This is a genomic window from Maribacter sp. HS, assembly GCF_048059195.1.
GTDB lineage: Bacteria > Bacteroidota > Bacteroidia > Flavobacteriales > Flavobacteriaceae > Maribacter > Maribacter dokdonensis.
The window spans coordinates 394,044-419,004 of the sequence record NZ_JAYLVV010000005.1 but is presented as its reverse complement, the minus strand read 5'-3'; the positions used below and the strand labels follow the sequence as shown (position 1 = coordinate 419,004).

21 protein-coding genes are annotated in these 24,961 nt (G+C 36.2%); 7 read left to right on the top strand and 14 right to left on the bottom strand.

Translation table 11 applies throughout. The features are described from left to right. Positions 1-7 precede the first annotated feature (7 nt). The 3 genes from VBZ51_RS14630 (at position 8) to leuB (ending at position 3,047) form a co-directional block, all read left to right on the top strand. Positions 8-1,525: an alpha-isopropylmalate synthase regulatory domain-containing protein gene (locus VBZ51_RS14630; protein WP_416577407.1), complete on the top strand. Its 1,518-nt coding sequence runs from the start codon at positions 8-10 to the stop codon at positions 1,523-1,525. 43 nt (positions 1,526-1,568) lie between these two features. Next, a complete protein-coding gene (locus VBZ51_RS14625; RefSeq protein WP_416577406.1) occupies positions 1,569-1,916 on the top strand; it encodes a four helix bundle protein in 348 nt (115 codons plus the stop codon). A gap of 75 nt (positions 1,917-1,991) precedes the next feature. Next, positions 1,992-3,047 carry a 3-isopropylmalate dehydrogenase gene (gene leuB, locus VBZ51_RS14620; protein ID WP_416577405.1) on the top strand — a complete coding sequence of 352 codons (1,056 nt, stop codon included), beginning with the start codon at positions 1,992-1,994 and terminating at the stop codon, positions 3,045-3,047. Between the two features lie 74 nt (positions 3,048-3,121). Here leuB and VBZ51_RS14615 read toward each other — a convergent pair whose 3' ends face one another. Together VBZ51_RS14615 and VBZ51_RS14610 are read right to left on the bottom strand one after the other, a co-directional pair. Beyond that, positions 3,122-4,390 (bottom strand): serine hydrolase domain-containing protein, encoded by a 1,269-nt coding sequence (locus tag VBZ51_RS14615; RefSeq protein WP_416577404.1) that lies wholly within the window; start codon positions 4,388-4,390, stop codon positions 3,122-3,124. Positions 4,391-4,580: 190 nt separating this feature from the next. Continuing rightward, the gene (locus VBZ51_RS14610) at positions 4,581-5,780 is read right to left on the bottom strand and encodes an MFS transporter (protein ID WP_074673518.1); all 1,200 of its coding nucleotides are present in this window, start codon (positions 5,778-5,780) and stop codon (positions 4,581-4,583) included. Positions 5,781-6,031: 251 nt separating this feature from the next. On the opposite strand from VBZ51_RS14610, the gene VBZ51_RS14605 reads away from it, so the two are divergent. Both VBZ51_RS14605 and VBZ51_RS14600 read left to right on the top strand, forming a co-directional pair. Then, the gene (locus VBZ51_RS14605) at positions 6,032-8,185 is read left to right on the top strand and encodes a TonB-dependent receptor (protein WP_416577403.1); all 2,154 of its coding nucleotides are present in this window, start codon (positions 6,032-6,034) and stop codon (positions 8,183-8,185) included. Positions 8,186-8,292: 107 nt separating this feature from the next. After that, positions 8,293-8,934 carry a tetratricopeptide repeat protein gene (locus tag VBZ51_RS14600; RefSeq protein ID WP_091604974.1) on the top strand — a complete coding sequence of 214 codons (642 nt, stop codon included), beginning with the start codon at positions 8,293-8,295 and terminating at the stop codon, positions 8,932-8,934. 36 nt (positions 8,935-8,970) lie between these two features. Here VBZ51_RS14600 and VBZ51_RS14595 read toward each other — a convergent pair whose 3' ends face one another. The 11 genes from VBZ51_RS14595 to VBZ51_RS14545 form a co-directional block, all read right to left on the bottom strand. Further along, positions 8,971-10,557 (bottom strand): NADP-dependent glyceraldehyde-3-phosphate dehydrogenase, encoded by a 1,587-nt coding sequence (locus VBZ51_RS14595; protein ID WP_416577402.1) that lies wholly within the window; start codon positions 10,555-10,557, stop codon positions 8,971-8,973. A 92-nt stretch (positions 10,558-10,649) separates the two neighbouring features. After that, positions 10,650-11,915: a threonine ammonia-lyase gene (ilvA, locus tag VBZ51_RS14590; RefSeq protein ID WP_416577401.1), complete on the bottom strand. Its 1,266-nt coding sequence runs from the start codon at positions 11,913-11,915 to the stop codon at positions 10,650-10,652. A gap of 154 nt (positions 11,916-12,069) precedes the next feature. Further along, the gene (ilvC, locus tag VBZ51_RS14585; RefSeq protein WP_074673508.1) at positions 12,070-13,545 is read right to left on the bottom strand and encodes a ketol-acid reductoisomerase; all 1,476 of its coding nucleotides are present in this window, start codon (positions 13,543-13,545) and stop codon (positions 12,070-12,072) included. A 37-nt stretch (positions 13,546-13,582) separates the two neighbouring features. Continuing rightward, on the bottom strand, positions 13,583-14,104 hold the full coding sequence (gene ilvN, locus VBZ51_RS14580; RefSeq protein WP_058105852.1) for an acetolactate synthase small subunit: 522 nt from the start codon (positions 14,102-14,104) through the stop codon (positions 13,583-13,585). A gap of 59 nt (positions 14,105-14,163) precedes the next feature. Beyond that, positions 14,164-14,742 (bottom strand): O-methyltransferase, encoded by a 579-nt coding sequence (locus VBZ51_RS14575; RefSeq protein ID WP_099191977.1) that lies wholly within the window; start codon positions 14,740-14,742, stop codon positions 14,164-14,166. Positions 14,743-14,763: 21 nt separating this feature from the next. Then, on the bottom strand, positions 14,764-16,497 hold the full coding sequence (ilvB, locus tag VBZ51_RS14570; RefSeq protein WP_074673504.1) for a biosynthetic-type acetolactate synthase large subunit: 1,734 nt from the start codon (positions 16,495-16,497) through the stop codon (positions 14,764-14,766). Positions 16,498-16,593: 96 nt separating this feature from the next. Continuing rightward, positions 16,594-18,270, bottom strand: coding sequence for a dihydroxy-acid dehydratase (gene ilvD, locus VBZ51_RS14565; protein WP_071341974.1), 1,677 nt, complete (start codon positions 18,268-18,270; stop codon positions 16,594-16,596). A 391-nt stretch (positions 18,271-18,661) separates the two neighbouring features. Then, positions 18,662-19,501 (bottom strand): biotin-dependent carboxyltransferase family protein, encoded by an 840-nt coding sequence (locus tag VBZ51_RS14560; RefSeq protein WP_416577400.1) that lies wholly within the window; start codon positions 19,499-19,501, stop codon positions 18,662-18,664. Continuing rightward, positions 19,494-20,231, bottom strand: coding sequence for a 5-oxoprolinase subunit PxpB (gene pxpB / locus VBZ51_RS14555; RefSeq protein ID WP_416577399.1), 738 nt, complete (start codon positions 20,229-20,231; stop codon positions 19,494-19,496). The genes VBZ51_RS14560 and pxpB overlap by 8 nt, the downstream gene beginning before the upstream one ends. 8 nt (positions 20,232-20,239) lie before the next feature. Then, a complete protein-coding gene (gene pxpA / locus VBZ51_RS14550; protein ID WP_416577398.1) occupies positions 20,240-20,968 on the bottom strand; it encodes a 5-oxoprolinase subunit PxpA in 729 nt (242 codons plus the stop codon). A gap of 1 nt (position 20,969) precedes the next feature. Beyond that, positions 20,970-22,163, bottom strand: coding sequence for an Nramp family divalent metal transporter (locus tag VBZ51_RS14545; RefSeq protein ID WP_416577397.1), 1,194 nt, complete (start codon positions 22,161-22,163; stop codon positions 20,970-20,972). A 213-nt stretch (positions 22,164-22,376) separates the two neighbouring features. On the opposite strand from VBZ51_RS14545, the gene VBZ51_RS14540 reads away from it, so the two are divergent. Continuing rightward, positions 22,377-22,823: a hypothetical protein gene (locus VBZ51_RS14540; protein WP_058105844.1), complete on the top strand. Its 447-nt coding sequence runs from the start codon at positions 22,377-22,379 to the stop codon at positions 22,821-22,823. A gap of 11 nt (positions 22,824-22,834) precedes the next feature. Next, positions 22,835-23,398, top strand: coding sequence for a hypothetical protein (locus tag VBZ51_RS14535; protein ID WP_416577396.1), 564 nt, complete (start codon positions 22,835-22,837; stop codon positions 23,396-23,398). A 25-nt stretch (positions 23,399-23,423) separates the two neighbouring features. Here the strand turns inward: VBZ51_RS14535 and VBZ51_RS14530 are convergent, their stop codons facing one another. Continuing rightward, complete coding sequence (locus tag VBZ51_RS14530) at positions 23,424-24,959, bottom strand: YifB family Mg chelatase-like AAA ATPase (RefSeq protein ID WP_416577395.1); 1,536 nt, start codon at positions 24,957-24,959, stop codon at positions 23,424-23,426. Between the last annotated feature and the right edge of the window lie 2 nt (positions 24,960-24,961).

The following is a 24,961-nucleotide window of genomic DNA, read 5'->3' as shown; positions in this document are numbered from 1 at the left end:
AGATCACATGAAAAAAAGAAAGTTAGAAATAATGGATACCACCCTTAGGGATGGTGAACAGACCTCAGGCGTATCCTTTTCTGCATCGGAAAAATTAACCTTGGCGAAACTACTTTTAGAAGAGCTAAAAGTAGACCGTATTGAAGTAGCTTCGGCACGAGTTTCCGATGGTGAGCTTGAAGCTGTTCAAAAAATTACCGAATGGGCCGCTGAAAATGGTTATTTAGAACGTGTAGAGGTTCTAACTTTTGTGGACGGTGGAGTTTCTTTGGATTGGATGAAAACTTCTGGTGCCGTATCACAAAATTTGTTGACCAAGGGCTCTCTTAACCATTTAAAATATCAGTTAAAGAAAACTCCGGAGCAACACTTCAATGAAATAGCAGCTATTTTTGAACAAGCCACAGAAAGAGGCATTATCAATAATATTTACTTAGAGGATTGGAGTAATGGAATGCGAAATTCAAAAGAGTATGTTTTTGAATTTTTAGAATTCCTTTCAACACAAAATGTAAAAAGGATTTTATTACCAGATACATTAGGTATTCTTACACACACAGAAACCTATGCTTATTTAACTGAAATCATTAAAAAATTTCCGAATTTACATTTTGATTTTCATGGACATAACGATTACGATTTAGGTGTTGCCAATATTATGGAAGCCGTAAAAGCCGGTTGTCATGGTCTTCACCTAACCGTAAACGGTATGGGAGAACGCGCTGGTAATGCTCCAATGGCAAGTGCCATTGCGGTAATCAATGACTTTTTACCAGAAGTGGAAATTAATGTAAATGAAACCTCTTTATATAAAGTAAGTAAACTGGTATCTGCTTTTACGGGTTTTACCATACCAGCGAATAAACCCATAGTAGGCGATAATGTATTTACCCAAACCGCCGGTATTCATGCAGATGGAGACAGTAAAAACAATCTCTACTTCAGTGACTTAATGCCAGAACGTTTTGGTAGAAAGCGCAAATATGCATTGGGAAAAATGTCTGGCAAAGCCAACATACAGAAAAACCTGCAGGAGCTTGGATTAACCCTAAATAATGAAGAATTAAAAAAGGTTACTGCCAGAATTATAGAATTAGGAGACAAGAAAGAACGCGTAACCAAAGATGACCTCCCTTTTATAATATCCGATGTTCTAGATACTGCAGATTATAAGCAAAAGGTTTTTATAAAATCTTACGTACTTACACACGCCAAGGGATTAATGCCTTCTACTACCCTATCTGTTGAAATAGATGGAAAAGTAATTGAAGCACATGCTCAAGGAGACGGACAATATGATGCTTTTATGAATGCCCTTAAAAAGGTGTACATTGCTAAAAAAATTGCCTTACCTAAACTAACGGATTATGCGGTAAGAATTCCTCCTGGTAGTACTTCTGATGCATTATGCGAAACAGTAATTACTTGGGAATTGAACGGAAAAGAATTCACATCAAGAGGATTGGATTCAGACCAAACGGTTAGTGCCATTAAAGCTACCGAGAAAATGTTGAATATAATATAGCGCAAAGCGCTTGACGCTGTTCGTTAAGCGCTAAATGCCAAAAATGAGGGATTATAAAAAATATACAGTTTGGGAATTAGGTCATGAAATTACTTTAGAAACGTATAAATTGACCAAGAACTTCCCAAACGATGAAATTTTTGGATTAACAAGTCAAATGAGAAGAGCTTCTTCATCCATACCAGCAAATATAGCTGAAGGGTGCGGAAGGGAATCTGATGCTGAATTCAAAAGATTTTTAATTATAGCTCAAGGCTCGGCAAGTGAATTAGAGTATTTTACAATATTAGCAAAAGACCTTGACTATATTATGAATAAAGAGTTTTTAAGCATTCATGATAAAGTAAATAAAGTGAGAAGAAGTTTAAATAGTTTAATTAATAAGATATAATTATAAATAGCCTAAACTATATACGATTAAAGTATAACGTTTAGCGTACAGCGAAAAGCGAAAAAGCGATTAACCATGAAATTAAATATTGCCTTATTGGCCGGTGATGGTATCGGTCCTGAAGTTATTGATCAAGCAGTAAAGGTATGTGATACCATTGCTAAAAAATATGAGCACCATATCACTTGGCAGCCAGCGCTTACCGGTGCGGCAGCAATTGATGCCGTTGGGGAACCTTACCCAGACGAAACACATGAAATTTGTGCAAATGCAGATGCTGTTTTATTCGGTGCTATAGGTCACCCCCGTTTTGACAATGACCCGTCAGCAAAAGTTCGTCCTGAACAGGGATTGTTGAAAATGAGACAAAAATTAGGCTTATTTGCTAACGTTAGACCAACATTTACATTTCCTTCATTAATAGACAAATCTCCTTTAAAAAGAGATCGTATAGAAGGAACGGATTTAATTATTCTAAGAGAATTAACAGGAGGAGTTTATTTTGGGGAACGTGGCAGAAAAGATGATGGAAATACCGCATTTGACACCATGACCTACCAACGTTTTGAAATAGAAAGATTAGCTAAAAAAGGCTTTGAATTTGCTATGAAACGTTCTAAAAAATTATGTTGTGTAGATAAGGCCAACGTATTGGAATCATCTAGACTTTGGAGAGAGACCGTACAGGCCATGGAAAAAGATTATCCGGAAGTAGAGGTTACGTATGAGTTTATAGATGCCGTAGCAATGCGTTTAATTCAGTGGCCAAAAGGATATGATGTAATCATTACAGCAAACCTATTTGGTGATATTCTAACAGACGAAGCATCTGTAATTGCAGGATCTATGGGACTAATGCCTTCTTCATCTGTTGGTAGTGATGTTTCTTTATACGAGCCTATTCATGGTTCTTATCCGCAAGCGGCAGGTAAGGACATTGCAAACCCTTTAGCAACTGTACTTTCTGCAGCAATGCTTTTTGAAGATTTAGATTTAACTGAAGAAGCTGAAGAAATTAGACGAGTAGTTAATAAGTCATTGGCCGAAGGTTATGTTACAGAGGATTTAGCCGAAGGTGGCAAAAGCTATAAAACCAGTGAAGTTGGAGATTGGTTGGCTAACAATATCTAGACCAATTTTTTAACTAAAAAGTCCCTTTAATCACTGATTAAAGGGACTTTTTTTATTTAAATTCTATTTCAATTTTAAATACTAGTTGCAACAGCAATATCCTTATCATAAATACTTTTAACTATTGCCCGTAAATCCGGGATTACGGTTTTTACCAATTTTGATGGTCCGTTGATCAATACACAGATTCCTAAATCAGATTCAGGAAAAAGTGCTATTTCATTTCTATAGTTGTTCACACTCCCGCCATGATGCCAAATGGTTTCTTCTGCCCCACTTTCATTCTCTTTTAAAGTATGAATTCTCCAACCAAAACCGTACGATGATTTTACATGACCAGGCCACTTTTGATAATATTTACGATGACCTTTTAATTCTATAAATGGTTTAAAAGCCGGTGCCATTTCATCTTTTGACATCACTTCTGGATTATGTCCCAATAAAAATCGCATCCACTTGGCCATATCCAATGAATTCGCGTTTATACCACCTGCAGCAATTGCGTTGTAATAATTGTCCCTAGGCAATACCTGTTTCCACCCATTACGCCTCTTAATATGAGGCAATGCAATATTATCTGTATTCATTAAAGACTCATGATCCATAGAAACCGAACTCATACCAAGAGGTTCAAAAAATCTATCGGTCAATAAGGCCTTTATATCTTTTCCTGTGGCTTTCAACATTACTTCCTGTGAAACAGAAAACATGGCATTCTGATAACTGTATTGTATACCAGGTTCACTGATAGGATCCACATTATTGAATTTTTCACTTATAGAGGACATAGATAACCCAGCCTCAACCAAATCTGTATAACTATGATATGGCGTACCCGATGTATGCGAAAGAAGATGTGAAAGTTTTATACGCTCTGTATTCTGTTGACTACCAAAATGAAAATTGGGCAAATAACTTGAAACCTTATCTTCTAAACGAAGCTTACCATCACTCTCCAAACGTGCAGCCAATATACCGGTAAATCCCTTAGATATTGATCCTAGTCTAAACAATGTTTCTGCATCTACCGACTCTTTACCATTATAACTTCTTTTTCCGTATCCATTAGAAAGAATTACAGAATCGCCATTTACAATACTTACACCTGCTCCTACAATATCGCCAGATTTTATAGCCTTATCAAAATATTTCGATAATGCTTTGTTCAAAGCTTTCTGCCGTATATTATACAGTTTGATTTCCCTTTTCTCCGCAAGCGTTTTAACAGGGTTAGGATTTGCAATAATTGCCTCTGAATGTTCAGGCTTAAAAGATGAAGCCGTTAGAACAAAAAGTAAGATAACCATAATTATGGTTCCAAAGAATAGTTTGGTACGTGACACAGCATTGTAGGTTTAGACCCTTATAACGCGTTAAAATGTATAAAATTACCGATGAACTGCACAAAATGAAAAATTTAACAATAAAAGGTATTGATTACAAGCATTTTGATATAACCATAAACCAAACAGAATAACAAAAAAAAGCAACCTTGAACAAGGTTGCTTTTTACTATTTTATTACAATTATTAATTAACAGCCCATAGCCATTTTTCTATATTTACTTTCCTTTCTTTTTCTTACGATTAAAATACCAACAGCTATTGCAACACCAGAAAAAGCAAGTATAGCACCCACTAAACTAGAATACACAATACCGTACCCAAAGGCAATTGGTAAGCCAGCCAAATACGCTCCAGATGCATTACCCATATTAAAAGCACTTTGGTTCATAGAAGAACCTAGCATTTCTGAACCCTTAGAGGTATTTATGATAGCCATTTGAATAGGCGTTGCCACAGTAAATGATATTGCTCCAATAACAAAAGTAAGTACCATTAACAGATAAGGGTTGGTCGCTACCATCATATTCAATAACAAAATACCACACATTACCGATAGACTAATTATAACCGCTTTTAGAGGAGAAAACCACTCTGCCATTTTAGCCCCTAAAAAATTTCCTGCAACCATGCCCAAACCGGCCAACATCATAGCGTAACCAACAAAATGATTTGGCAGACCTGCTACATCCGTAATTAAAGGAGCAACATAACTGTACCATGCAAAAAATCCGCCCGTACCTATCGTGGTCAGCGCAATCAATGCCCATAGTTCGCTATTTTTTAAACCTTGGGACACCGTAACCTTTTCTTCCCGCTCATCAACCTTAATTTGCGGCATCCATAAATAAATACTGCCAAGTGCCAATAAACCAACAAGACCCACTAAGTAAAAAGAAACACTCCAACTAAATTGCTGACCTAAATACGTACCAATTGGCACTCCTATTACATTAGCTACGGTTAAACCAGAGAACATAATGGAAATAGCCTGAGCACCTTTTCCTTTTTTAGCAAGCTTAGTGGCCACTACCGCACCAATACCAAAAAAGGCACCATGTGGTATTCCTGATAAAAATCTTAAAAATAACAAACTGGTATACCCAGTTGCCAAACCAGACAGGGTGTTAAAAACCGTAAACCAAATCATTAACAAGAACAACATTTTTTTAGGACTAAGCTTAGACCCAAAACCTGTCAACAACGGCGCGCCCACAACTACCCCTAAAGCATAAGCAGCAATAAAATGCCCTGCCTGTGGAATTGTTATTCCTAAAGAACCAGATACTTCCGTTAAAATTCCCATGATAACGAACTCGGTAAGCCCTATTCCAAAACCTCCTATAGCTAAAGCAAATAATGCTTTTTTATTTGTTTTTAATTTTTCCATAATTCAAACTTTAAATCTTTCTGCATCAATCTATATAACACAAGCAATTAAAAAGGCAAAGTTAGAACGCATATGTCGGTTTCAACTCAAATTAATTACCATATTTCTGTGAAAAATTAACCCCACGTAATTCCTCACAATTATAAATTCACCCAATTCAGTATAGAAAATCTACAATTGAGAAAACCATTTTGTTCAAACCATTACGAACAAATCATATTTGTGGCATCAATCAAAAAATACAATCAATAATGAAGACGCTACTAATTGCTTTACTTACACTACTCTACTTGAATACATACGCGCAATCAACCATTTCCGGTAACATAATTGACCAACAAGGCTTACCAATTATTGGGGCAAATGTATATTTAAAAGGAACTTATGATGGTACTGCAACCAATGATCAAGGGGTATTTTCCTTTGAAACCGATGCTACTGGAATACATACTTTAATTGCTTCATCCATTTCATTTGAAACCTATTCAAAATCAGACGAAATCACTCATTTTCAAAATATCACCATCAAATTAAGAGACGATGTAAACACATTGGATGCCGTTACCGTTAACGCCGGTACATTTAATGCAGGCGACAATGCAAAGGTTACCGCTTTAAAACCACTTGATATTGTAACCACAGCAGGAGCCTTAGGAGACTTTGTAGGCGCATTACAGACATTACCCGGTACTTCTAATGTTGCCGAGGATGGCAGATTATTCGTTAGAGGTGGCGATGCAGAGGAAACTCAAATATTCGTTGATGGTATGCGTGTGTTCACTCCATATTCTCCTTCGGCAAACAACATACCATCAAGGGGCCGATTATCTCCCTTCTTATTTAAAGGAATTACCTTTTCAACGGGAGGTTATTCCGCAGAATACGGTCAAGCACTATCAAGTGTTTTATTATTGAACAGTGTAAACGAACCACAAGAAGAAAAAACGGATATTTCCATAATGACGGTTGGCCTAGGACTTGGAAATACCCAAATATGGGATAAAAGTTCACTGAGCGTCAATGCCAATTATATAAATCTTGCACCGTATCAGGGATTATATCCAGATAACAATGAATGGCATAAACCTGTAGCATCTTTTGGAGGCGAAGCAGTATACAGATATAAATTCAATAATGACGGACTTCTAAAAGTATATGGTGCCTACAGCGCTGTTGACTTTGATTTAACACAAGAAGACATCAATGAAGTTAATGGTGTTAGATTTGGGTTGAACAATAACAACCTTTATCTAAATACTTCTTATCAAGATTTTATGGAAAAGGATTGGAGTATTTCAACAGGAATAAGCTTTGCTAGCGATCAAACGAAATTAAAGTTAGACACAGCAGATATTACGGACACCGAAAATTCTGCCCATTTTAAATTAGCACTGAAGAAATACTTTTCCAGTAGATACAAATTAAACTTTGGCGCTGAATATTTTATAACCGACTTCAAAGAAGATTACAGTGCGAATACTATTAAAAATGAATACAAGTTTAACAACAACCTTTTAGGCGGCTTTGCCGAAGCAGATATTTTCTTCTCTAAAAATCTAGCGACAAAAGTGGGTCTTAGAGGTGAATATTCACAATTATTACAAGAATTTAATCTATCTCCGAGACTCTCTCTAGCCTATAAAGCTGGGCAAAATGCACAATTTTCTCTAGCATACGGAGAGTTCTTTCAAAATCCTAAGAATGAATATTTAAAATTCAACACTGATTTTAGCGCAGAAAAGACTACCCATTATATAGCCAACTATCAATATGTAAAAAACAAACAGATTTTTAGAGCCGAGGCGTATTACAAAGACTATGGTAGTTTAGTAAAGTACGATACCGATTTCACTTTACCCACATCAATTTATGACAATACCGGTAATGGTTTTGCAAAAGGATTGGACATTTTTTGGAGAGACAACAAAACATTAAAAAATACAGAATATTGGATGTCTTATTCTTATTTAGATACAAAAAGAAATTATCAAAATTACCCAACCAAAGCTACACCAGATTTTGCTAGCAAGCATAATGCATCATTAGTGGTAAAACGATGGGTTGAAGATTGGAAAAGTCAGATCGGATTCAGCTACAACTATGCATCAGGTCGTAGTTATACAGACCCAAACACAGGCCGTTTTTTAACGGAACAAGCCAAAAGTTTCAACTCACTAAACTTCAATTACGCCTATTTGATAAGTCCGCAGAAAATAGTGTACTTATCCGTTAGTAATGTACTGGGTACAAAAAACATAAATGGTTACCAATATGCAGATCAGCCAAATACTGATGGTATATTCGACCGAAGAACAATTACACCCGCCGCAGACCGCTTCTTTTTCATTGGTTTCTTCTGGACAATCAGTAAAAATAAAAATGACAACCAGCTAGACAACCTTTAATACTTACAACTCAATACCCATAACCTACAACTGGGTCATCTATTTTATTAATAACATTTAAATAGAAAGATATTTGAAAACAATAAATAACATATAAAAATTATACCATGAGAACCTTACTACTAGTCATCACCTTTATTTTCACAATGAACATTACCGCACAAACGTCATACGAAAAAGGTATGAACAAAGCTTTTGCTTTATGGGACCAACAAAAGAATACCGAAGCATCTCAACTTTTTGAAAGAATTTCAGCTGCAGAAACCGATAATTGGTTGCCACCATATTATGCAGGTTTAATTGAAATTGTAAGTAGCTTTGGGCTAAAGGATGAAACGGTATTGACCACAAAACTCACAAGGGCTAAAGAATTTTTAGATACAGCATCGGCAATTTCAGAAAACAATCCAGAAATAATGATATCCTATGCGCTCTTAAATACAGCATATATAGCTTTTGACGGTGCTAAGTATGGTATGACCTTGTCTGGAGAGAATGCAGCTATTTATCAAAAAGCTTTAAGTATTGCACCAAACAATCCAAGAGTGGTCTTAAGCAAAACCGAATGGGACATGGGCGCAGCTAGGTTCTTTGGCAAATCAACAGTTCCATTTTGTAAAGATATTGAACGTGCCATCACATTATTTGAAGCAGAAGAACAAACCATACCTTACTACCCATATTCTGGTTTAGAAAGAGCAAAAGCCATTTCCACAGAATGCAAAAAAGAAACCTCTCCTAAAAATTAGAAGAGGTTTTCCTTAAAATAAATCAATTAAGGTAACTTATAAGATATAGTCTGTACTTACAAAATTGGACAATTTAGCCTCTAATAAATTTTCAATAATATCGGTATTTAATTCGTTATCCTTAAATGCAACGAATGTTCTTATTGAAAATGAGCGTAAGGCATCATGCACACTTAAAGTTGCCTGGGCAGAGTCTTTTCTTCCGGTAAACGGATAAACATCTGGTCCCCTTTGGCAAGAGCTGTTTAAGTTAACACGACATACCAAGTTCACCAAGGTATCTATCAGCGGAGAAAGTGCATACACATCTTTACCGAACAAGCTTACTTGTTGACCATAATTACTTTCTGCCATGTCATCTAAAGGTTCTTCAATATCCGTAAAAGGTGCGATAGGAATAATAGGGCCAAATTGCTCTTCTTGATATACACGCATTTCTTTGGTCACAGGATATAGCACCGCTGGCCAAATGTAATTATCAAAATGTTGACCGCCTTTTTTATTAATGATCTTAGCACCTTTAGAAAGCGCATCATCAATAAGTCCTTGTATGTAAGCTGCTTTATCAGGTTCAGGTAAGGGAGTAAGTTTGACACCATCTTCCCAAGGATTTCCGAACTTTAGCTCGTCTACTTTCTTTGCAAAGTTTTTATTGAAATCTGCCCTGATATCTTCATGAACATAAACCACTTTTAAAGCGGTACAACGCTGCCCATTAAAAGACAATGTACCGGCCAAGCATTCATTAATGGTTAGGTCCAAATCAGCGTCAGGTAATATAATAGCAGGATTTTTTGCTTCTAACCCAAGAACTAATCGTAATCTATTACTTTTTGGATGCTGATCTTGTAAAGCATTGGCAGATTTACTATTACCAATTAATGCTAACACATCTACCTTACCGGTTTGCATAATGGGCGCGGCAACCGTTCTACCCCGACCGAACAATACATTTACTACCCCTTTAGGAAAGCTTGTTTGAAAAGCCTCTAAAAGTGGTGTTATCAACAGAACACCGTGTTTAGCAGGTTTAAAAATGGTGGTATTGCCCATTATAATGGCAGGAATCAGCAATGCAAATGTTTCGTTCAATGGATAGTTATAAGGTCCCAAACATAAAACAACCCCTAAAGGTCCTCTCTTAATATGGGCATACACGCCATCATGCTTTGTAAACTTTGCTGCGTCTCTATCTAACTGCTTATAATCTTCAATGGTATCTTCAATATACTCTACCGTTCTATCAAACTCTTTTTGAGAATCCGGCAATGACTTTCCAATTTCCCACATTAAAAGTTTTACTACCTCTTGTCTTTTCGTTTTCATCTTTGAAACGAAAACCTCCATACATTCAATACGATCTTTTACATGCATGGTCGGCCAAACCCCTTGACCTTTGTCATACGCCTTTAAAGCTCCGTCTAAAGCTTCGAGCGCTTCCGCTTCTTGCAGGTCTGGAATACTGCCCAATAATGTTGGCTTATATTCTTTAGTTGAAGAGATTGTAGAGTATACATTTGTGGTATCTCCTTTCCATTCTTTTAGTTCTCCGTTGACCAAATATTGTTTTTGATCTATAGTTGATGTAATTTGAAATTCTTCTGGAATTTTAATATCGCTCATTTCTTTTTATATTTTGTACTATGATTGATAAATGTATTATAGAACGGCACTCCAAAACTACAGAAAACCGAATCTAACATATTAAAAGTAGTTTAAACCAAATACTCAAACAAATCCGGTTTATCATTTATATAATCGCCATAGAAATTGTTATTTTTCATACGCTCGATCAATGGTTGTAAATCATCTGGGTGCTTTAATTCTATACCTACGACTGCCGGTGCATTCTCCCTGCTGGATTTTTTAGAGTATTCAAAATGGGTAATATCATCGGTTTCCCCTAAAATATCTACCACAAATTCTTTTAAAGCTCCCGGTCTTTGAGGAAATCTAATAATAAAATAATGCTTCAACTTGGCATATAATAAGGCTCTCTCCTTAATCTCCGCTGTTCTCGTAATATCATTATTACTGCCCCCAATAATGCAAACCACATTCTTGCCAACTATTTCTTCTTTGTATTTTTCCAACGCGGCAATAGATAACGCCCCCGCAGGTTCTACTACAATAGCGTCTCTATTATAAAGGTCCAAAATAGTCTGACAAACTTTACCTTCATCAACCGTAATCATATCATCCAAATAATAATTACAGATAGGAAATGTGAGGTCACCAACCCTTTTAACAGCAGCCCCATCAATAAATTTATCAATATTATCTACGGTAACCACTGTACCAGAATCGATTGCCGATTTCATAGAAGGAGCCCCTTTGGGTTCTACCCCTATAATTTTGGTATTAGGAGATAGTTGACTAAATACACTAATAAGACCAGATGCCAATCCACCACCACCTATACATACGAACAGGTAATCAATTGGCTTTTTTGCCTGCTCTATAAGTTCTAAACCAACAGTTGCCTGACCTTCAATAATCTTAGGGTCATCAAATGGATGTACAAATATTTTACCGGTTTGATCACCATGTATTTTAGCTGCCAATGATGAATCGTCAAACGTATCACCTTGCAACACTACTTCTACCCATTCACCACCAAAAAGCTTGGTTTGTTCCACTTTTTGTTTGGGTGTAACCGATGGCATGTAAATGGTACCCTTGATCTTTAAATGACAACAAGCAAAAGCTACACCTTGGGCATGATTGCCAGCACTGGCACATATAACCCCTTTACCCCTTTCTTCCTCTGTTAAGGAACTAATTCTATTAAAAGCTCCTCTAATTTTATACGACCTTACCCTTTGTAGATCTTCTCGTTTTAAACGAATTTGACAATTAAACTCTTTAGACAATCTAATACTATCTGTTAACGGTGTAATTTCAGAAATTTCTGAAATAATCTGTGCCGCTTGCAAAACATCTTCTAAAACTGGAAAATACTCCGGTTTGCTCCCTTTCATATCTTTTTCTTTGCTATTAATAATTTATCATTAATGCATAAAACCGAAATTGTCCGCTTAAGTAATGCCCATTAAATCTGCAAGAGCAAAAGTGCTTGCAGATTTGAACATACCCAACCGGACAATCAGTAAGATTACCTTAAGTTATTGATACCTAAACTATAGGCTTCATTGCTGTCATAGACTCACGCAAACGTGCTCCTACTATTTCTACCGGATGCTCACGCAATGCTTTGTTCACTGCAATCAATTGGGCGTTATCTACATCATTATCTATATCCGCAGAGAAATTTTTACCGATAACATCAGTATCTATATTCTTCATAAAATCAGTCAACAATGGCTTACATGCATGATCGAACAAGTAACAACCATATTCCGCAGTATCTGAAATTACACGGTTCATCTCGAACAATTTCTTACGTGCAATAGTATTTGCAATTAATGGCGTTTCATGTAAAGACTCATAATAAGCAGACTCAGCAATAATACCAGATTCTGTCATTGCCTCAAAAGCCAGCTCTACACCTGCTCTTACCATAGCAACCATTAATACACCGTTATCATAAAATTCTTGTTCTGTAATCTCTTGACTACCTGCAGGAGTTTTTTCAAAAGCAGTTTCACCAGTTGCAGCTCTCCAAGTCAATAAATTCTTATCATCATTTGCCCAATCTTCCATCATAGTTTTAGAGAAATGACCGGTCATAATATCATCCATATGTTTTTGGAACAATGGACGCATTATATCCTTCAACTCTTCTGAAAGTTCAAAAGCCTTAATTTTAGCAGGATTTGAAAGACGGTCCATCATATGCGTAATACCACCGTACTTCATACCTTCGGTAATAGTTTCCCAACCGTATTGTATCAATTTAGATGCATAACCGGCATCAATACCTTTCTCAACCATTTTATCAAAACAAAGTATAGAACCAGTTTGTAGCAGACCACAAAGAATAGTTTGCTCACCCATTAAATCTGATTTTACCTCAGCAACAAAAGAAGACTCCAGAACACCAGCTCTATGTCCACCAGTACCGGCAGCATAAGCTTTTGCCTGTGCCAAACCTTTACCTTCCGGATCATTTTCAGGGTGAACCGCAATTAATGTTGGTACACCGAATCCTCTTTTATACTCCTCTCTAACTTCAGAACCAGGACTTTTTGGCGCTACCATGATTACGGTTAGGTCTTTACGAACTTGAGTACCTTCTTCCACGATATTGAAACCATGAGAATAAGAAAGGGTAGCTCCTTTTTTCATTAATGGCATAACCGCACCTACTACAGCAGTATGCTGCTTATCTGGCGTAAGGTTTATAACGACGTCAGCAGTAGGAATCAATTCTTCATATGTACCTACCGTAAAACCGTTCTCAGTTGCATTGATAAAAGATTGTCTTTTCTCTTTTATTGCAGCATCACGTAGTGTATAAGCAATATCCAAACCAGAATCTCTCATGTTCAACCCTTGGTTAAGCCCCTGAGCACCACAACCTACGATAACAATTTTTTTGCCTTTTAAAGCATTTACACCATCAGCGAACTCAGACGAATCCATGAAGCGACATTTTCCAAGTTGCGTTAACTGATCTCTTAATGATAGCGTATTAAAATAATTGGCCATTTTATATTTACTTTATTTGATTTATGTTATAATTCTTTTATTTAAACTCTTTTAGCAAAGCGGAAATCTTCATTTCATCTTTTGTCACTGAAATACGCCCAGAGCGTACAAATTGCATAATGCCATATGGTTTTAGTTGGTCATGCATTTGATCAATTTCATTTCTTCTCCCGCTTTTTGCAATGACAAAGAAATCTCTTGAAACCGTGACAATCTGTGCATTATTATCCTTTATAATATTTTGAATTTGACGCTCGTCAAACAACAGTCCCGATGCTATTTTGAACAATGCAGACTCCTGATAAATAGTCTCGTCATCCGTATGATAATACGCCTTAATAACTTCGATTTGTTTTTCGATCTGTCCAACAATATTGTGAACCCATTTTTCTGTTGTATGTGCTACAATAGTAAACTTAGAAACATCGTCAATTTCCGATTTAGATACATTTAAGCTCTCAATATTAATATGTCTCTTTAAGAATATACCCGATATTCTATTTAACAACCCAACGTTATTCTCTGAGTATACTGAGATTGTAAACCATTTATTTTCCATAAGCTTTCATTACCTACTCCTTAAAAAGGATTTTATGGTATTGTTATTATTAATCTTTACTAATTTTTTACAGCCATTATTACACCTGTTGACCAATTTAATTTTGTCAATGTCAAGTCTTCGCGTTTCTCCAAATACGCAACCAATGACTTTACATTCTCCTCATGCCCTTCTGGCCAGTTAGGTTGTTTGGTCATATCATCCACGATATAAAACCCGCCAACCTTGATCAAATCCAGAACCTCATCTATCTCACTATACTTTCCTGGCCAGGCATCGGCAAAAATTAAATCGAATTTTTCACCGGTGTAACCTTTTATCCACTCTGTCCCATTTTCACAAATAAGTTCAACTCTCTGGTCATCACCAAAGTAATTTTCGGCAATGGCCGTCAACTGTTGATCATTATCTATGGAGATCAAAAAAGAATCAGTATCCATACCGTCAATCATCCAAGAAAGGCTTAATCCAATACCAGTTCCTATTTCTAAAAATCTACCATTAGGTTTTGAAGCCATCAAAGTCTTAAGAAAACTTCCTATATATAGATCAGAAGGCATTGTAAATCCAATTTCTTCAGATTTACGCACAATAGAGCTATGTACTTTTGGAATATCAAGTATGATGCTATCGTTCATGAGGTTATTGATTGTTCTAATTTACTTTAAACGCACTTCAGACACAGAAGCTCCAGAAGGAATCATTGGAAAAACATTATCCTCTTGCTCTACCTTTACCTCTAAAAAGTATGGTTTGTCCGAAGCCATCATTTCCTGTATCGTAGATTTTAGATCTTTACGTTCAGATATGCGCTTTGCCTCAATACTATATCCTTCGGCTATTTTAACGAAATCTGGATTTACCATTACGGTAGATGCATATCTCTTATCAAAAAATAACTCTTGCCATTGACGTACCATACCTAAGTGCTCATTATTAAGCACTACAATCTTAACTGGAAGGTTATGCTGAAATATAACACCTAATTCTTGAATGGTCATTTGATAACCACCATCACCAATAATGGCTACTACTTCCCTATCCATAGCACCCATTTTAGCTCCAATTGCAGCCGGTAAAGCAAAGCCCATGGTACCTAATCCACCAGAAGTAATATTACTTTTAGACTGTGAAAACTTAGCATATCTACACGCAATCATTTGATGCTGACCTACGTCTGATACTATCACCGCCTTATTATTTGAAGCTAAATTAATTTCCTCTATAACTTCACCCATAGTCAACCCTTCTTTGGTTGGATGAATGTCATTTTTTATAATGGTATCGAACTCAATTTTGTATTTCTCCTTAAACATATTATGCCAAGCCTCATGCTTATTTTCATTAAGCAATGGCAAAATCAAGCCTAAAGTCTCTTTTGAGTTACCCAACACTGCAACATCTGCATGTACATTTTTGTTTACCTCTGCAGGATCAATTTCAAAGTGAATAACTTTTGCTTGTTTGGCGTAATCTTCTAATCTACCCGTTACACGATCGTCAAAACGCATACCAATGGCAATTAACAAATCGCACTCATTGGTCAGTAAATTAGGTCCATAATTACCATGCATACCAACCATACCCACATTTAATGGATGTGCAGTATCTAATGCAGAGGCACCCATAATGGTCCAAGCGGCAGGAATCCCTGTTTTCTCAACCAAGGTTTTCAACTCGTTTTCCGCTTTACCAAGAATAACACCTTGCCCCCATACTATAAATGGTTTTTTAGCATTGTTTATTAATTCTGCCGCCGCCTCAATTGCACTCATTTTTGGCTTAGGCACTGGCTTATAACTTCTTACTCCAACACATTTCTCATAGGAGAAGTCCAGCTCATCTATTTGAGCATTTTTTGTAATATCTACTAAAACCGGACCGGGTCTGCCAGATTTGGCTATATAAAAAGCCTTAGCCATAACTTCTGGAATTTCAGAAGCTTCGGTCACTTGATAGTTCCATTTAGTTACAGGGGTAGAAATACCTATAATATCAGTTTCTTGAAAAGCATCCGTACCCAATAAATGTCTTGTTACCTGACCAGTGATACATACCATTGGAGTAGAATCTATCTGCGCATCTGCAAGACCGGTAACCAAATTGGTTGCTCCAGGACCAGAGGTGGCAATAGCAACACCTACTTTACCTGAAACACGAGCATAACCTTGAGCGGCGTGTGTAGCACCTTGCTCATGTCTTGTTAAAATATGATCGAGCTTATCTTGAAATTTATATAACTCATCATAGACGGGCATAATAGCCCCACCAGGGTAACCATACATTGTTTCAACACCTTCTGCTAATAAACAATGGATTATTGCCTCTGCCCCAGAAACTCTAATGGTATTCTTGGAACCTGTACCTTTTTTCTTCTCTTTTACTGTTTCCATAATTAATAATCAAATTCAAGTATGCGCATTACAGCCACAATTACCCGATATTACGTACTTACTAGAACTCATTAAATTCTAGCCAATAATTTTTTTTTAAAACTCATCGGTTACACAACCTTGTGCAGCAGAGGATACGGAACGAGCATATTTGTATAATACTCCTTTTTTAAACTTTAAAGCTGGCTCTACCCATGCTTCTTTACGCTTTGCCAATTCCTCAGCTGACACTTCTACATTAATAGAATTTGTTTCTGCGTCTATCGTAATTGTATCTCCATCCTTAACTAAGGCAATAGTACCACCTTCTTGTGCTTCTGGCGAAATATGCCCTACTACAAAACCGTGTGTACCTCCTGAGAAACGACCGTCTGTAATTAAGGCCACATCTTTACCTAAGCCTGCACCCATAATGGCTGCTGTAGGTTTTAGCATTTCAGGCATTCCTGGACCTCCTTTAGGACCTTCATATCTAATGACGACAACATTCCCTTTTTCCACTTTACCTCCGCGTATAGCATCATTGGCATCATACTCACTATTAAATACTTTTGCAGTTCCTTTAAACAACAAACCTTCTTTTCCTGTAATTTTTGCTACAGAACCATTCTCTGCCAAATTACCATATAACATTCTTAAATGCCCTGTTGCCTTAATTGGTTTATCTAAAGGCATAATAACATCCTGACCTTCTTCCAAATCTGGAACACTTTCTAAATTTTCTGCTAAAGTCTTTCCTGTTACCGTTAAACAATCTCCATGTAAAAGACCATTTTTCAATAAGTACTTTAATACAGCTGGTATACCACCTATTCTATGAACATCTTCCATTAAATACTTACCACTAGGTTTTAAATCTGCAATAAATGGTGTAGTATCACTAATATGCTGAAAATCTTTTAGCGTAAAATCTATGTCTGCAGCTCTTGCAATAGCCAAGAAATGTAATACTGCATTGGTAGAACCTCCCATTATGGTTACTAGACGTATAGCATTCTCCAAAGACTTACGGGTAACAATATCCAGAGGTTTAATATCTTTTTCAATAAGAATTCGCATTTGTTTTCCTGCCGCAATACACTCTTCTTCTTTATTGTTGCTGATTGCAGGGTTAGAAGAATTATATGGCATAGACATTCCTAGCGCTTCTATTGCAGAAGCCATTGTATTTGCCGTATACATACCACCACAAGCACCAGCTCCCGGTATGGATTTTTTAATGATGGATTTATAATTTTTCTCGTCCATGGTACCAGCTACTTTCTCTCCCCATGCCTCGAACGCAGAAACAATATCCAACTTTCTATCCTCATGACATCCAGATGCTATTGTACCCCCATACACTAAAATTGCAGGACGGTTTAAACGTAACATTGCCATTAATGCACCTGGCATGTTCTTATCACAACCTACAACTGTTACCAATGCATCATAGGACATGCCTTGCACAACGGTTTCCATAGAATCTGCGATAATATCCCTTGACGGTAATGAAAAACGCATTCCTGGTGTACCCATAGAAATACCATCACTAACACCAATAGTATTAAAAATTAAACCTACAGTTTCTTTAGAGTTAACTCCCTCTTTAACCAACTTTGCCAAATCATTTAAGTGCATATTACAAGGGTTACCTTCATAACCTGTACTTGCAATACCAACTAATGGCTTATTAAAATCCTCATCTTTAAAACCTATTGCATATAGCATTGCTTGTGCTGCTGGTTGTGTTGGATCTTGAGTAACGTTTTTACTGTATTTATTTAATTCCATAATATAAATCTCGTATGCTTATCTTGATTTTCTAATACCGTTAAACCAAAGATAAAAGTTTATAAAAATTTCAGTTTTTAACAATAATGGTCAATACAAATTCATTTTAACAAAAAACCACTTAAACAATTTATAATCAAGTATTTAAACAATCATTATATATCATATTCAATACTTTAAAACTGTTCCATATTCATAGTAAACCACAAAAAAAACCTGCATCAAATAAATCTGATACAGGTTTTCTAAAATTATGAAAAGCTATATCATCCCTGTTTAGGAATGACGATGACTACTTCAAAAATTGATTTCAATAAATTCATATTACAATAGTAATAAAAAATACTTCAATATATACCTGCTTAACAAAAAAGGGATGAAAAGTATTAAATTAAACTAATTTAATACTAATACGATCTCCACCTTTCTTTTGTGCCAATATACAAATAGACCTATCCGTTAACTGAATAACTCTAGGATAACCACCCGTTGTTTGACCATCTTTCATTAACACGATCAATTTACCCGCAGGAGTTAACTGAACCGTACCAGGTAATGTAGCAGAAGTTAACATGGATATAGCATGTGGAGTAATTGTTTCTGTTAACTGATAAGCCATTCTATTGTTCTCATGGGCCACTGTAAAGGTTTTGGAAAAAATTTCTTCCAATTGTCTATCGTTTAAAATATCAAACTCGGGTCCTTTAGTGACTTCTAAAACATCAACATCCAAAAAGCAATCAACTTTTATCTCTGATATTTTGGGCTCAAACAACTGTTGAGCATTAAAAGGAACGATGTCATTATCTATTAATCTAGCGAACTTTGTAAGGGGCTTATAAAACGACCTACTACCTAAAACTTCTTTAACAGAAAAACCTTCCTTTACTCCCAAATAAGACCTAAAGCCTTTTTCCAGTTTTCCAAAAGATAGAATATCCCCTACAGATATCTGATAAACCTTATAATTTTTTATGGGCAAATTATTAAGAGTGGCGGACATTTCTGCACCACCGATAGCCATATAGGTATCTTCTTCAAAAATAAGGGTTGGTCCTGTCATCGTAATTTCCAACACTGCTGCAGATGCTTTATTCTCCAATAAAGAATTTATCTTAAATACAGACATATCATCCATTACACCAGACACTGGCACACCCTTGTCCCTTAAGCCAAATCTACCTGAGTCTTGTATGGTTGTATAAAAACCCGCTTTTAAAACCTTAAGCATCCAATTTAATTTTTTCAGGTTTATAAATACCTACCTCTACTTCTATTTTATGAAGCTCATATTCTGCCTTGGATATCTCAAAAAACTCAACTTTATCCCCAACGCTCACAAAACATGGGTTATCTTTTGATGCATCAAAAATTGGCACTGGACAATTACCAACAATATTCCACCCACCTGGTGATTCTTGCGGATAAATGCCAGCTTGTTTACCTGCAACTCCAACTGCTCCTTTAATAACTTTTGGTCTTGGTATAGCCTTTCGGGGTAGCTCAAGCTCACTATTTATTCCTCCCAAATACATGAAGCCAGGCAAAAACCCAATACCGTATACCGTATAAGTACTACCAGTATGCAAGTCTATTATTTCACGTTTGGTTTTATTTAGTTGCCCTGCAACGTCTTCCAAGTCTAAACCAAACTCAAGATCGTAGGTTACAGGCAGTCTCCATAAAAACCTATCCGGTTTAACAGATTCCTTCAAATTGGCGTACCAATTTTGTATATCTACAGACATTTTTTCAAAGTCAATTTCCTTCTTTCTATTCAATATCAAAAGTGAATTGTAAGCTGGCACCAATTCCCAGTCCATCTCCTTTAAAGCCTCATTATTAAGAAATGTTTGAAATTGTAGTATTTTTTCAAGTATGAGCTCACTAACTTCATTTGGCCATTCAATTAATAAAGAATGTGTACCAAAAGGTTTTATATCGATTTTAGGGGAATTCACGGCTTTACTTATAGATTATGTTCTGATAAATGCTCTGTAATATACGTTAAAATTTGTAATGCAGAAGGTGTGTCACCATGAATACAAAAGGTATCTGCATACATAGGCAAGCTTTTACCTGAAACAGTTTTCACCTTCTTATTTTTGTGCATATATAGAATATGAGCCAGTACTTCTTCCCCATTATTCAACAGGGCGTTTTTTTCTTTCCTCGCTACTAGGCTCAAATCATCATTATAATTTCTATCAGCAAAGGCTTCTACTAAAACCCTAAACCCATTTTTTTCAGCCAACCTTTGAATGACACTATTATAAGGAACATACAAAAATGTTGAGTTCCTAAAAGTGGCAATAGCCTCTAAAAAAAATTCAGCCAAGGTTTCATTTTTAGCTATATCATTATATAAAGCTCCGTGTGGCTTTATGTGATGCAGATCAACACCAACCTGTTCCCGAACGTTATTGAATACTTCCATTTGAGATCTGATACTTGCAATTAAATCTTCCTTTGAAATTTGCAATGAAACACGACCAAAATTCTTTCTATCCGGATATGAAGGATGCGCACCTACCTTAACGTTATATGATTTAGATAAATCTAGACACTTTTTAATGGTATCTATAGAACCCGCATGAGCTCCACAAGAAATATTACAAGAACTAATAAGGGGAAACAATTCACTTTCATTACCTACACCCTCACCAACATCACAATTAATATCTATGGTATTGTCCATATTACATTATACCTATTACCGTTAAAATACTTTTTGCACCCAATACAACAGAAAGAAGAATAATTAGTAAGCCAAACACATTTTGCGACCAGGTGTTTTTATATTTCCCCATTACACCAACTCTGTTCACAACCCACAGCAAAAACACTGCAATGATGGGTAATAAAAGTCCGTTCGTAATTTGTGCAAATTTGATAATCTCAATGGGCTTAATTCCAAAAGAAAGAAAGAAAACTCCAAGGAATAAAATTACCATCCAAATCATTCTAAATTTAAAATCCTTAAGACCAGCGCTCCATCCAAAGCAGCTATTAGCAACATATGCGGCAGCCAAAGGTGCGGTTATTGATGAAGTAATACCTGCAGCAAACATACCTATACCTAAAAAATACAAAGCAGCAGAACCGTATAAAGGCTCAAGTGCTTTAGCCATACCCATAACGTTATTAACCTCTAAAGAATTAATGGCCGCGGCAGATATTATAATACTAATTGAAACAAGACCGCCCAAAATAATAGAGACCATAGTATCTCTTTTAGCTAAATTAAGATCATCTTTTGATTTCCATTTTTCACTGACCAGAGCTGCATGCAAAAAAAGATTATACGGTACAACAGTAGTACCGACCAATGCAATAATGGTAAGAATACCGTTTTTTGGAACCGATGGCACTAATAAGCCTTTTAACAGCTCCCACATATTGGGCTTAGTCAAAAGTGCGGTCATTACAAATGATAAACTCATGATCAATACCAGCACTATAAATACTTTTTCCAGGGCTTTATAGCTACCTAAATACAATAGTACAAAAGCCAATCCACCAAGAACAAAAGGGTATAAACTACTATAGTTTGTACCAAACAAGGCTTCCATTCCTAAAGTTGCACCACCAATATTACCCGCTTCATATGAAGCATTACCTATAATAATTGCTGAAAATATTAAGGCAATGACACTATTTCTAATAATTGGATTATGGAGTTCTTGCTTAATGACATCTGCCAAACCTTTTTGAGTTACAATACCTAAGCGGGCAGACATTTCTTGCAAAATAAAGGTTGCTATTATAGATAACAGCATAGCCCACAGCAAATTAAAACCAAAATCTACCCCTGCCAAGGTACAAGCCGTAACTGTACCAGGACCAATAAAAGCAGCCGCTACCAGAACCCCTGGACCTAATTTTTTAAACATATGTCAATTTTTCATTCCTGTAAATATAATTGGTAAAATTGACTTTGCTCACCATACTTAAAATCATTTTCACCACAATTTTAACATTTTAAAATACCGTTAATCTAAAAAATTGCAGTTCGTCTAAAACTTGGGCGCCTTTCATCGAGTTTACATAATAATCCTAAAATAACAGGGTTATAGCTATCCCCAAACCTTAAACTTAACCTATTAATGATTTGCTTAGAATGTAAAAAAGAACTTGGTTACTTAGATCATAAAAATGCCATGGAGAGCGCAGGTGTAGAGCTTTGCTCAAAGCACCATGAACGTATTAAATTACTAATCAACAAACACAATACACCTTTAGAGGCCATACAACTATATTATGCTTTAAAAGAAGCTGGTGTAAACTCTATGTTAGAATGGTGGGACGGTAAAAAATCTATAGATATAGCCATCTCACGTGTAAAACTAAATATTGAAATTGATTCTGAATATGATAAGCTGACCGAACATGAAGCTATCAACAATTTAGAAGAAGCAATGCACTCCTTTAAAAATGGATTTACAACCATTAGAATTCCCCATATTGTTGTAAGGTATTATCTAAGTGAGACCGTAAACAATATCATTGGAATAATGGAAGGTCTAAAAGCCAATATCAAAGTGATCAATTAAAAAAACGGAATATGGAAAATTCTAAAAAAGCATATAAAAATCCGATCAGGGCGGCAATAGCCTCCCTATTAATCGGTATGGTAATGCGCATACTTCACTGGCCCTTTTCAAAAGGAATTATATTTATTTCCTTTGCTGCCATTCTAATACTTTACGCCCTTCGCTTTTTCAAAAAGGAAGAAAAAAAGTCAGTGGATCTAATTAAAATGGCCTTAGTTCTTTTTTGGACAACAAATGGTCTTTTAACTATTTTAGATTTTACCCATACCCTATTTTTTCAAATTGGCACAGCTTTTACATTTATTGCTTGGTTCGCTATGGAGGGCACGTCGTATTTTATGTCAAAAGAAGGTAATGCAAAAAATAGCATAACAGAAATCATTTGGAATTTTGTAATGGTTATTGGTGTATTAACCCTTATATGCGGTGGTCTTATGCACTTACTAAGTTGGAACTACTCGATACCAACGCTGACCTTAGGTCTTACCATTGTAACCAGTTATATCCTTAGGGATATTTTTACTGCACCAAAAAAGAACAAGGACGACATAAATAATGAAGAGCTATACTCTTAGCTAAACATTTTTATCATATACAATTTTACCCCAACCAACCCTCTCTGTCGAGTGAACGGTATTGAATGGCCTCTGAAATATGATTTCCATTCAATGACTGCTCACCGGCTAAGTCGGCTATAGTTCTTGCCACCTTTAAAATCCTATCATACGCTCTTGCCGATAAGTTTAACCTTTCCATGGCATTTTTCAATAATGCCTTAGATTTATCATCAAGTTTACAATATTCACGAATTTGTTTGGTATTCATTTGAGCATTGTAATGTACATTCTCCAGCTCATTAAAACGCTTTGTTTGAATTTCGCGAGCCACTGTAACTCGTTTTCTGATATCTACACTACTTTCCCCTTTTCGTTCTTCGGATAGTTTTTCGAACGGTACCGGAGTTACCTCAATATGAATATCTATACGATCTAATAACGGTCCCGATATTTTACTTAAATACCGCTGCATTTCTGCAGGTGAAGAAGTTACCGGAGCATCTGGATCATTAAAATACCCACCAGGACTTGGGTTCATACTTGCCACCAACATAAAACTACTTGGGTAGGTAACCGTAAAGCGTGCACGTGAAATAGTTACTTCCCTATCTTCTAAAGGTTGGCGCATTACCTCTAACACTCCCCTCTTAAATTCTGGTAATTCATCCAAGAACAAGACTCCGTTATGGGATAGTGAAATTTCTCCCGGTTGCGGGTAAGCTCCGCCTCCTACCAGTGCTACGTCAGATATAGTATGATGTGGGCTCCTGAACGGTCTTTGGCTCATAAGCCCCATATTCTTGATCTTACCTACCACGCTATGAATTTTGGTAGTTTCCAATGCTTCGTGTAAGGTCATTGGTGGCAGAATAGAAGGTAAGCGTTTTGCTAACATGGTTTTACCTGCACCAGGTGGTCCTATCAATATAATGTTGTGCCCACCTGCAGCTGCAATTTCCATACACCTTTTAATACTTTCTTGCCCCTTAACATCAGAAAAGTCGAACTCAGGAAAATCTAAGCTTTTATAAAACTCTTCTCTAGTATCTATTATAGTCTGCTCAAGCGGAATGCCTTGATCAAAAAATTCCAAAACTTGTTTAATATTATCTACCCCATAGACTTTTAAATCTCCAACAATAGCAGCCTCTTTTGCATTTTCCGTTGGTAGAATAAAACCAGCAAATCCTTCTTCCTGCGCTTTTATTGCAATTGGCAATGCTCCTTTAATAGGCTGAAGGCTACCATCTAAGGACAGTTCCCCCATGATGATATACTTTTCTATATCCTCAGATTTTATTTGACTAGAGGCTGCCAAAATTCCTATGGCCAAGGTAAGATCATATGCCGAACCTTCTTTTCTAAGATCGGCCGGAGCCATATTTATTGTGATTTTTTTACCTGGTATTTTATAACCATTATTTTGTAGTGCCGCTGCAATTCTATAGTTACTTTCTTTGATGGCATTATCCGGAAGCCCTACTAAATGATATCCTATACCTTTATTTATATTAACTTCTACAGTAATCGTTGTGGCCTCAACACCAAATACGGCACTCCCATAAACTTTTGTAAGCATTT

Coding starts and splice junctions, on each gene's coding strand:
- VBZ51_RS14560 (WP_416577400.1), bottom strand. CDS start 19,501: ATGCTTAAGGTTTTAAAAGCGGGTTTTTATACAACCATACAAGACTCA.
- ilvD (WP_071341974.1), bottom strand. CDS start 18,270: ATGGAATTAAATAAATACAGTAAAAACGTTACTCAAGATCCAACACAA.
- VBZ51_RS14630 (WP_416577407.1), top strand. CDS start 8: ATGAAAAAAAGAAAGTTAGAAATAATGGATACCACCCTTAGGGATGGT.
- VBZ51_RS14540 (WP_058105844.1), top strand. CDS start 22,377: ATGATTTGCTTAGAATGTAAAAAAGAACTTGGTTACTTAGATCATAAA.
- VBZ51_RS14600 (WP_091604974.1), top strand. CDS start 8,293: ATGAGAACCTTACTACTAGTCATCACCTTTATTTTCACAATGAACATT.
- VBZ51_RS14530 (WP_416577395.1), bottom strand. CDS start 24,959: ATGCTTACAAAAGTTTATGGGAGTGCCGTATTTGGTGTTGAGGCCACA.
- leuB (WP_416577405.1), top strand. CDS start 1,992: ATGAAATTAAATATTGCCTTATTGGCCGGTGATGGTATCGGTCCTGAA.
- VBZ51_RS14610 (WP_074673518.1), bottom strand. CDS start 5,780: ATGGAAAAATTAAAAACAAATAAAAAAGCATTATTTGCTTTAGCTATA.
- VBZ51_RS14605 (WP_416577403.1), top strand. CDS start 6,032: ATGAAGACGCTACTAATTGCTTTACTTACACTACTCTACTTGAATACA.
- ilvC (WP_074673508.1), bottom strand. CDS start 13,545: ATGGCCAATTATTTTAATACGCTATCATTAAGAGATCAGTTAACGCAA.
- ilvB (WP_074673504.1), bottom strand. CDS start 16,497: ATGGAAACAGTAAAAGAGAAGAAAAAAGGTACAGGTTCCAAGAATACC.
- ilvA (WP_416577401.1), bottom strand. CDS start 11,915: ATGAAAGGGAGCAAACCGGAGTATTTTCCAGTTTTAGAAGATGTTTTG.
- VBZ51_RS14595 (WP_416577402.1), bottom strand. CDS start 10,557: ATGAGCGATATTAAAATTCCAGAAGAATTTCAAATTACATCAACTATA.
- VBZ51_RS14535 (WP_416577396.1), top strand. CDS start 22,835: ATGGAAAATTCTAAAAAAGCATATAAAAATCCGATCAGGGCGGCAATA.
- VBZ51_RS14625 (WP_416577406.1), top strand. CDS start 1,569: ATGAGGGATTATAAAAAATATACAGTTTGGGAATTAGGTCATGAAATT.
- pxpA (WP_416577398.1), bottom strand. CDS start 20,968: ATGGACAATACCATAGATATTAATTGTGATGTTGGTGAGGGTGTAGGT.
- VBZ51_RS14575 (WP_099191977.1), bottom strand. CDS start 14,742: ATGAACGATAGCATCATACTTGATATTCCAAAAGTACATAGCTCTATT.
- ilvN (WP_058105852.1), bottom strand. CDS start 14,104: ATGGAAAATAAATGGTTTACAATCTCAGTATACTCAGAGAATAACGTT.
- VBZ51_RS14545 (WP_416577397.1), bottom strand. CDS start 22,163: ATGTTTAAAAAATTAGGTCCAGGGGTTCTGGTAGCGGCTGCTTTTATT.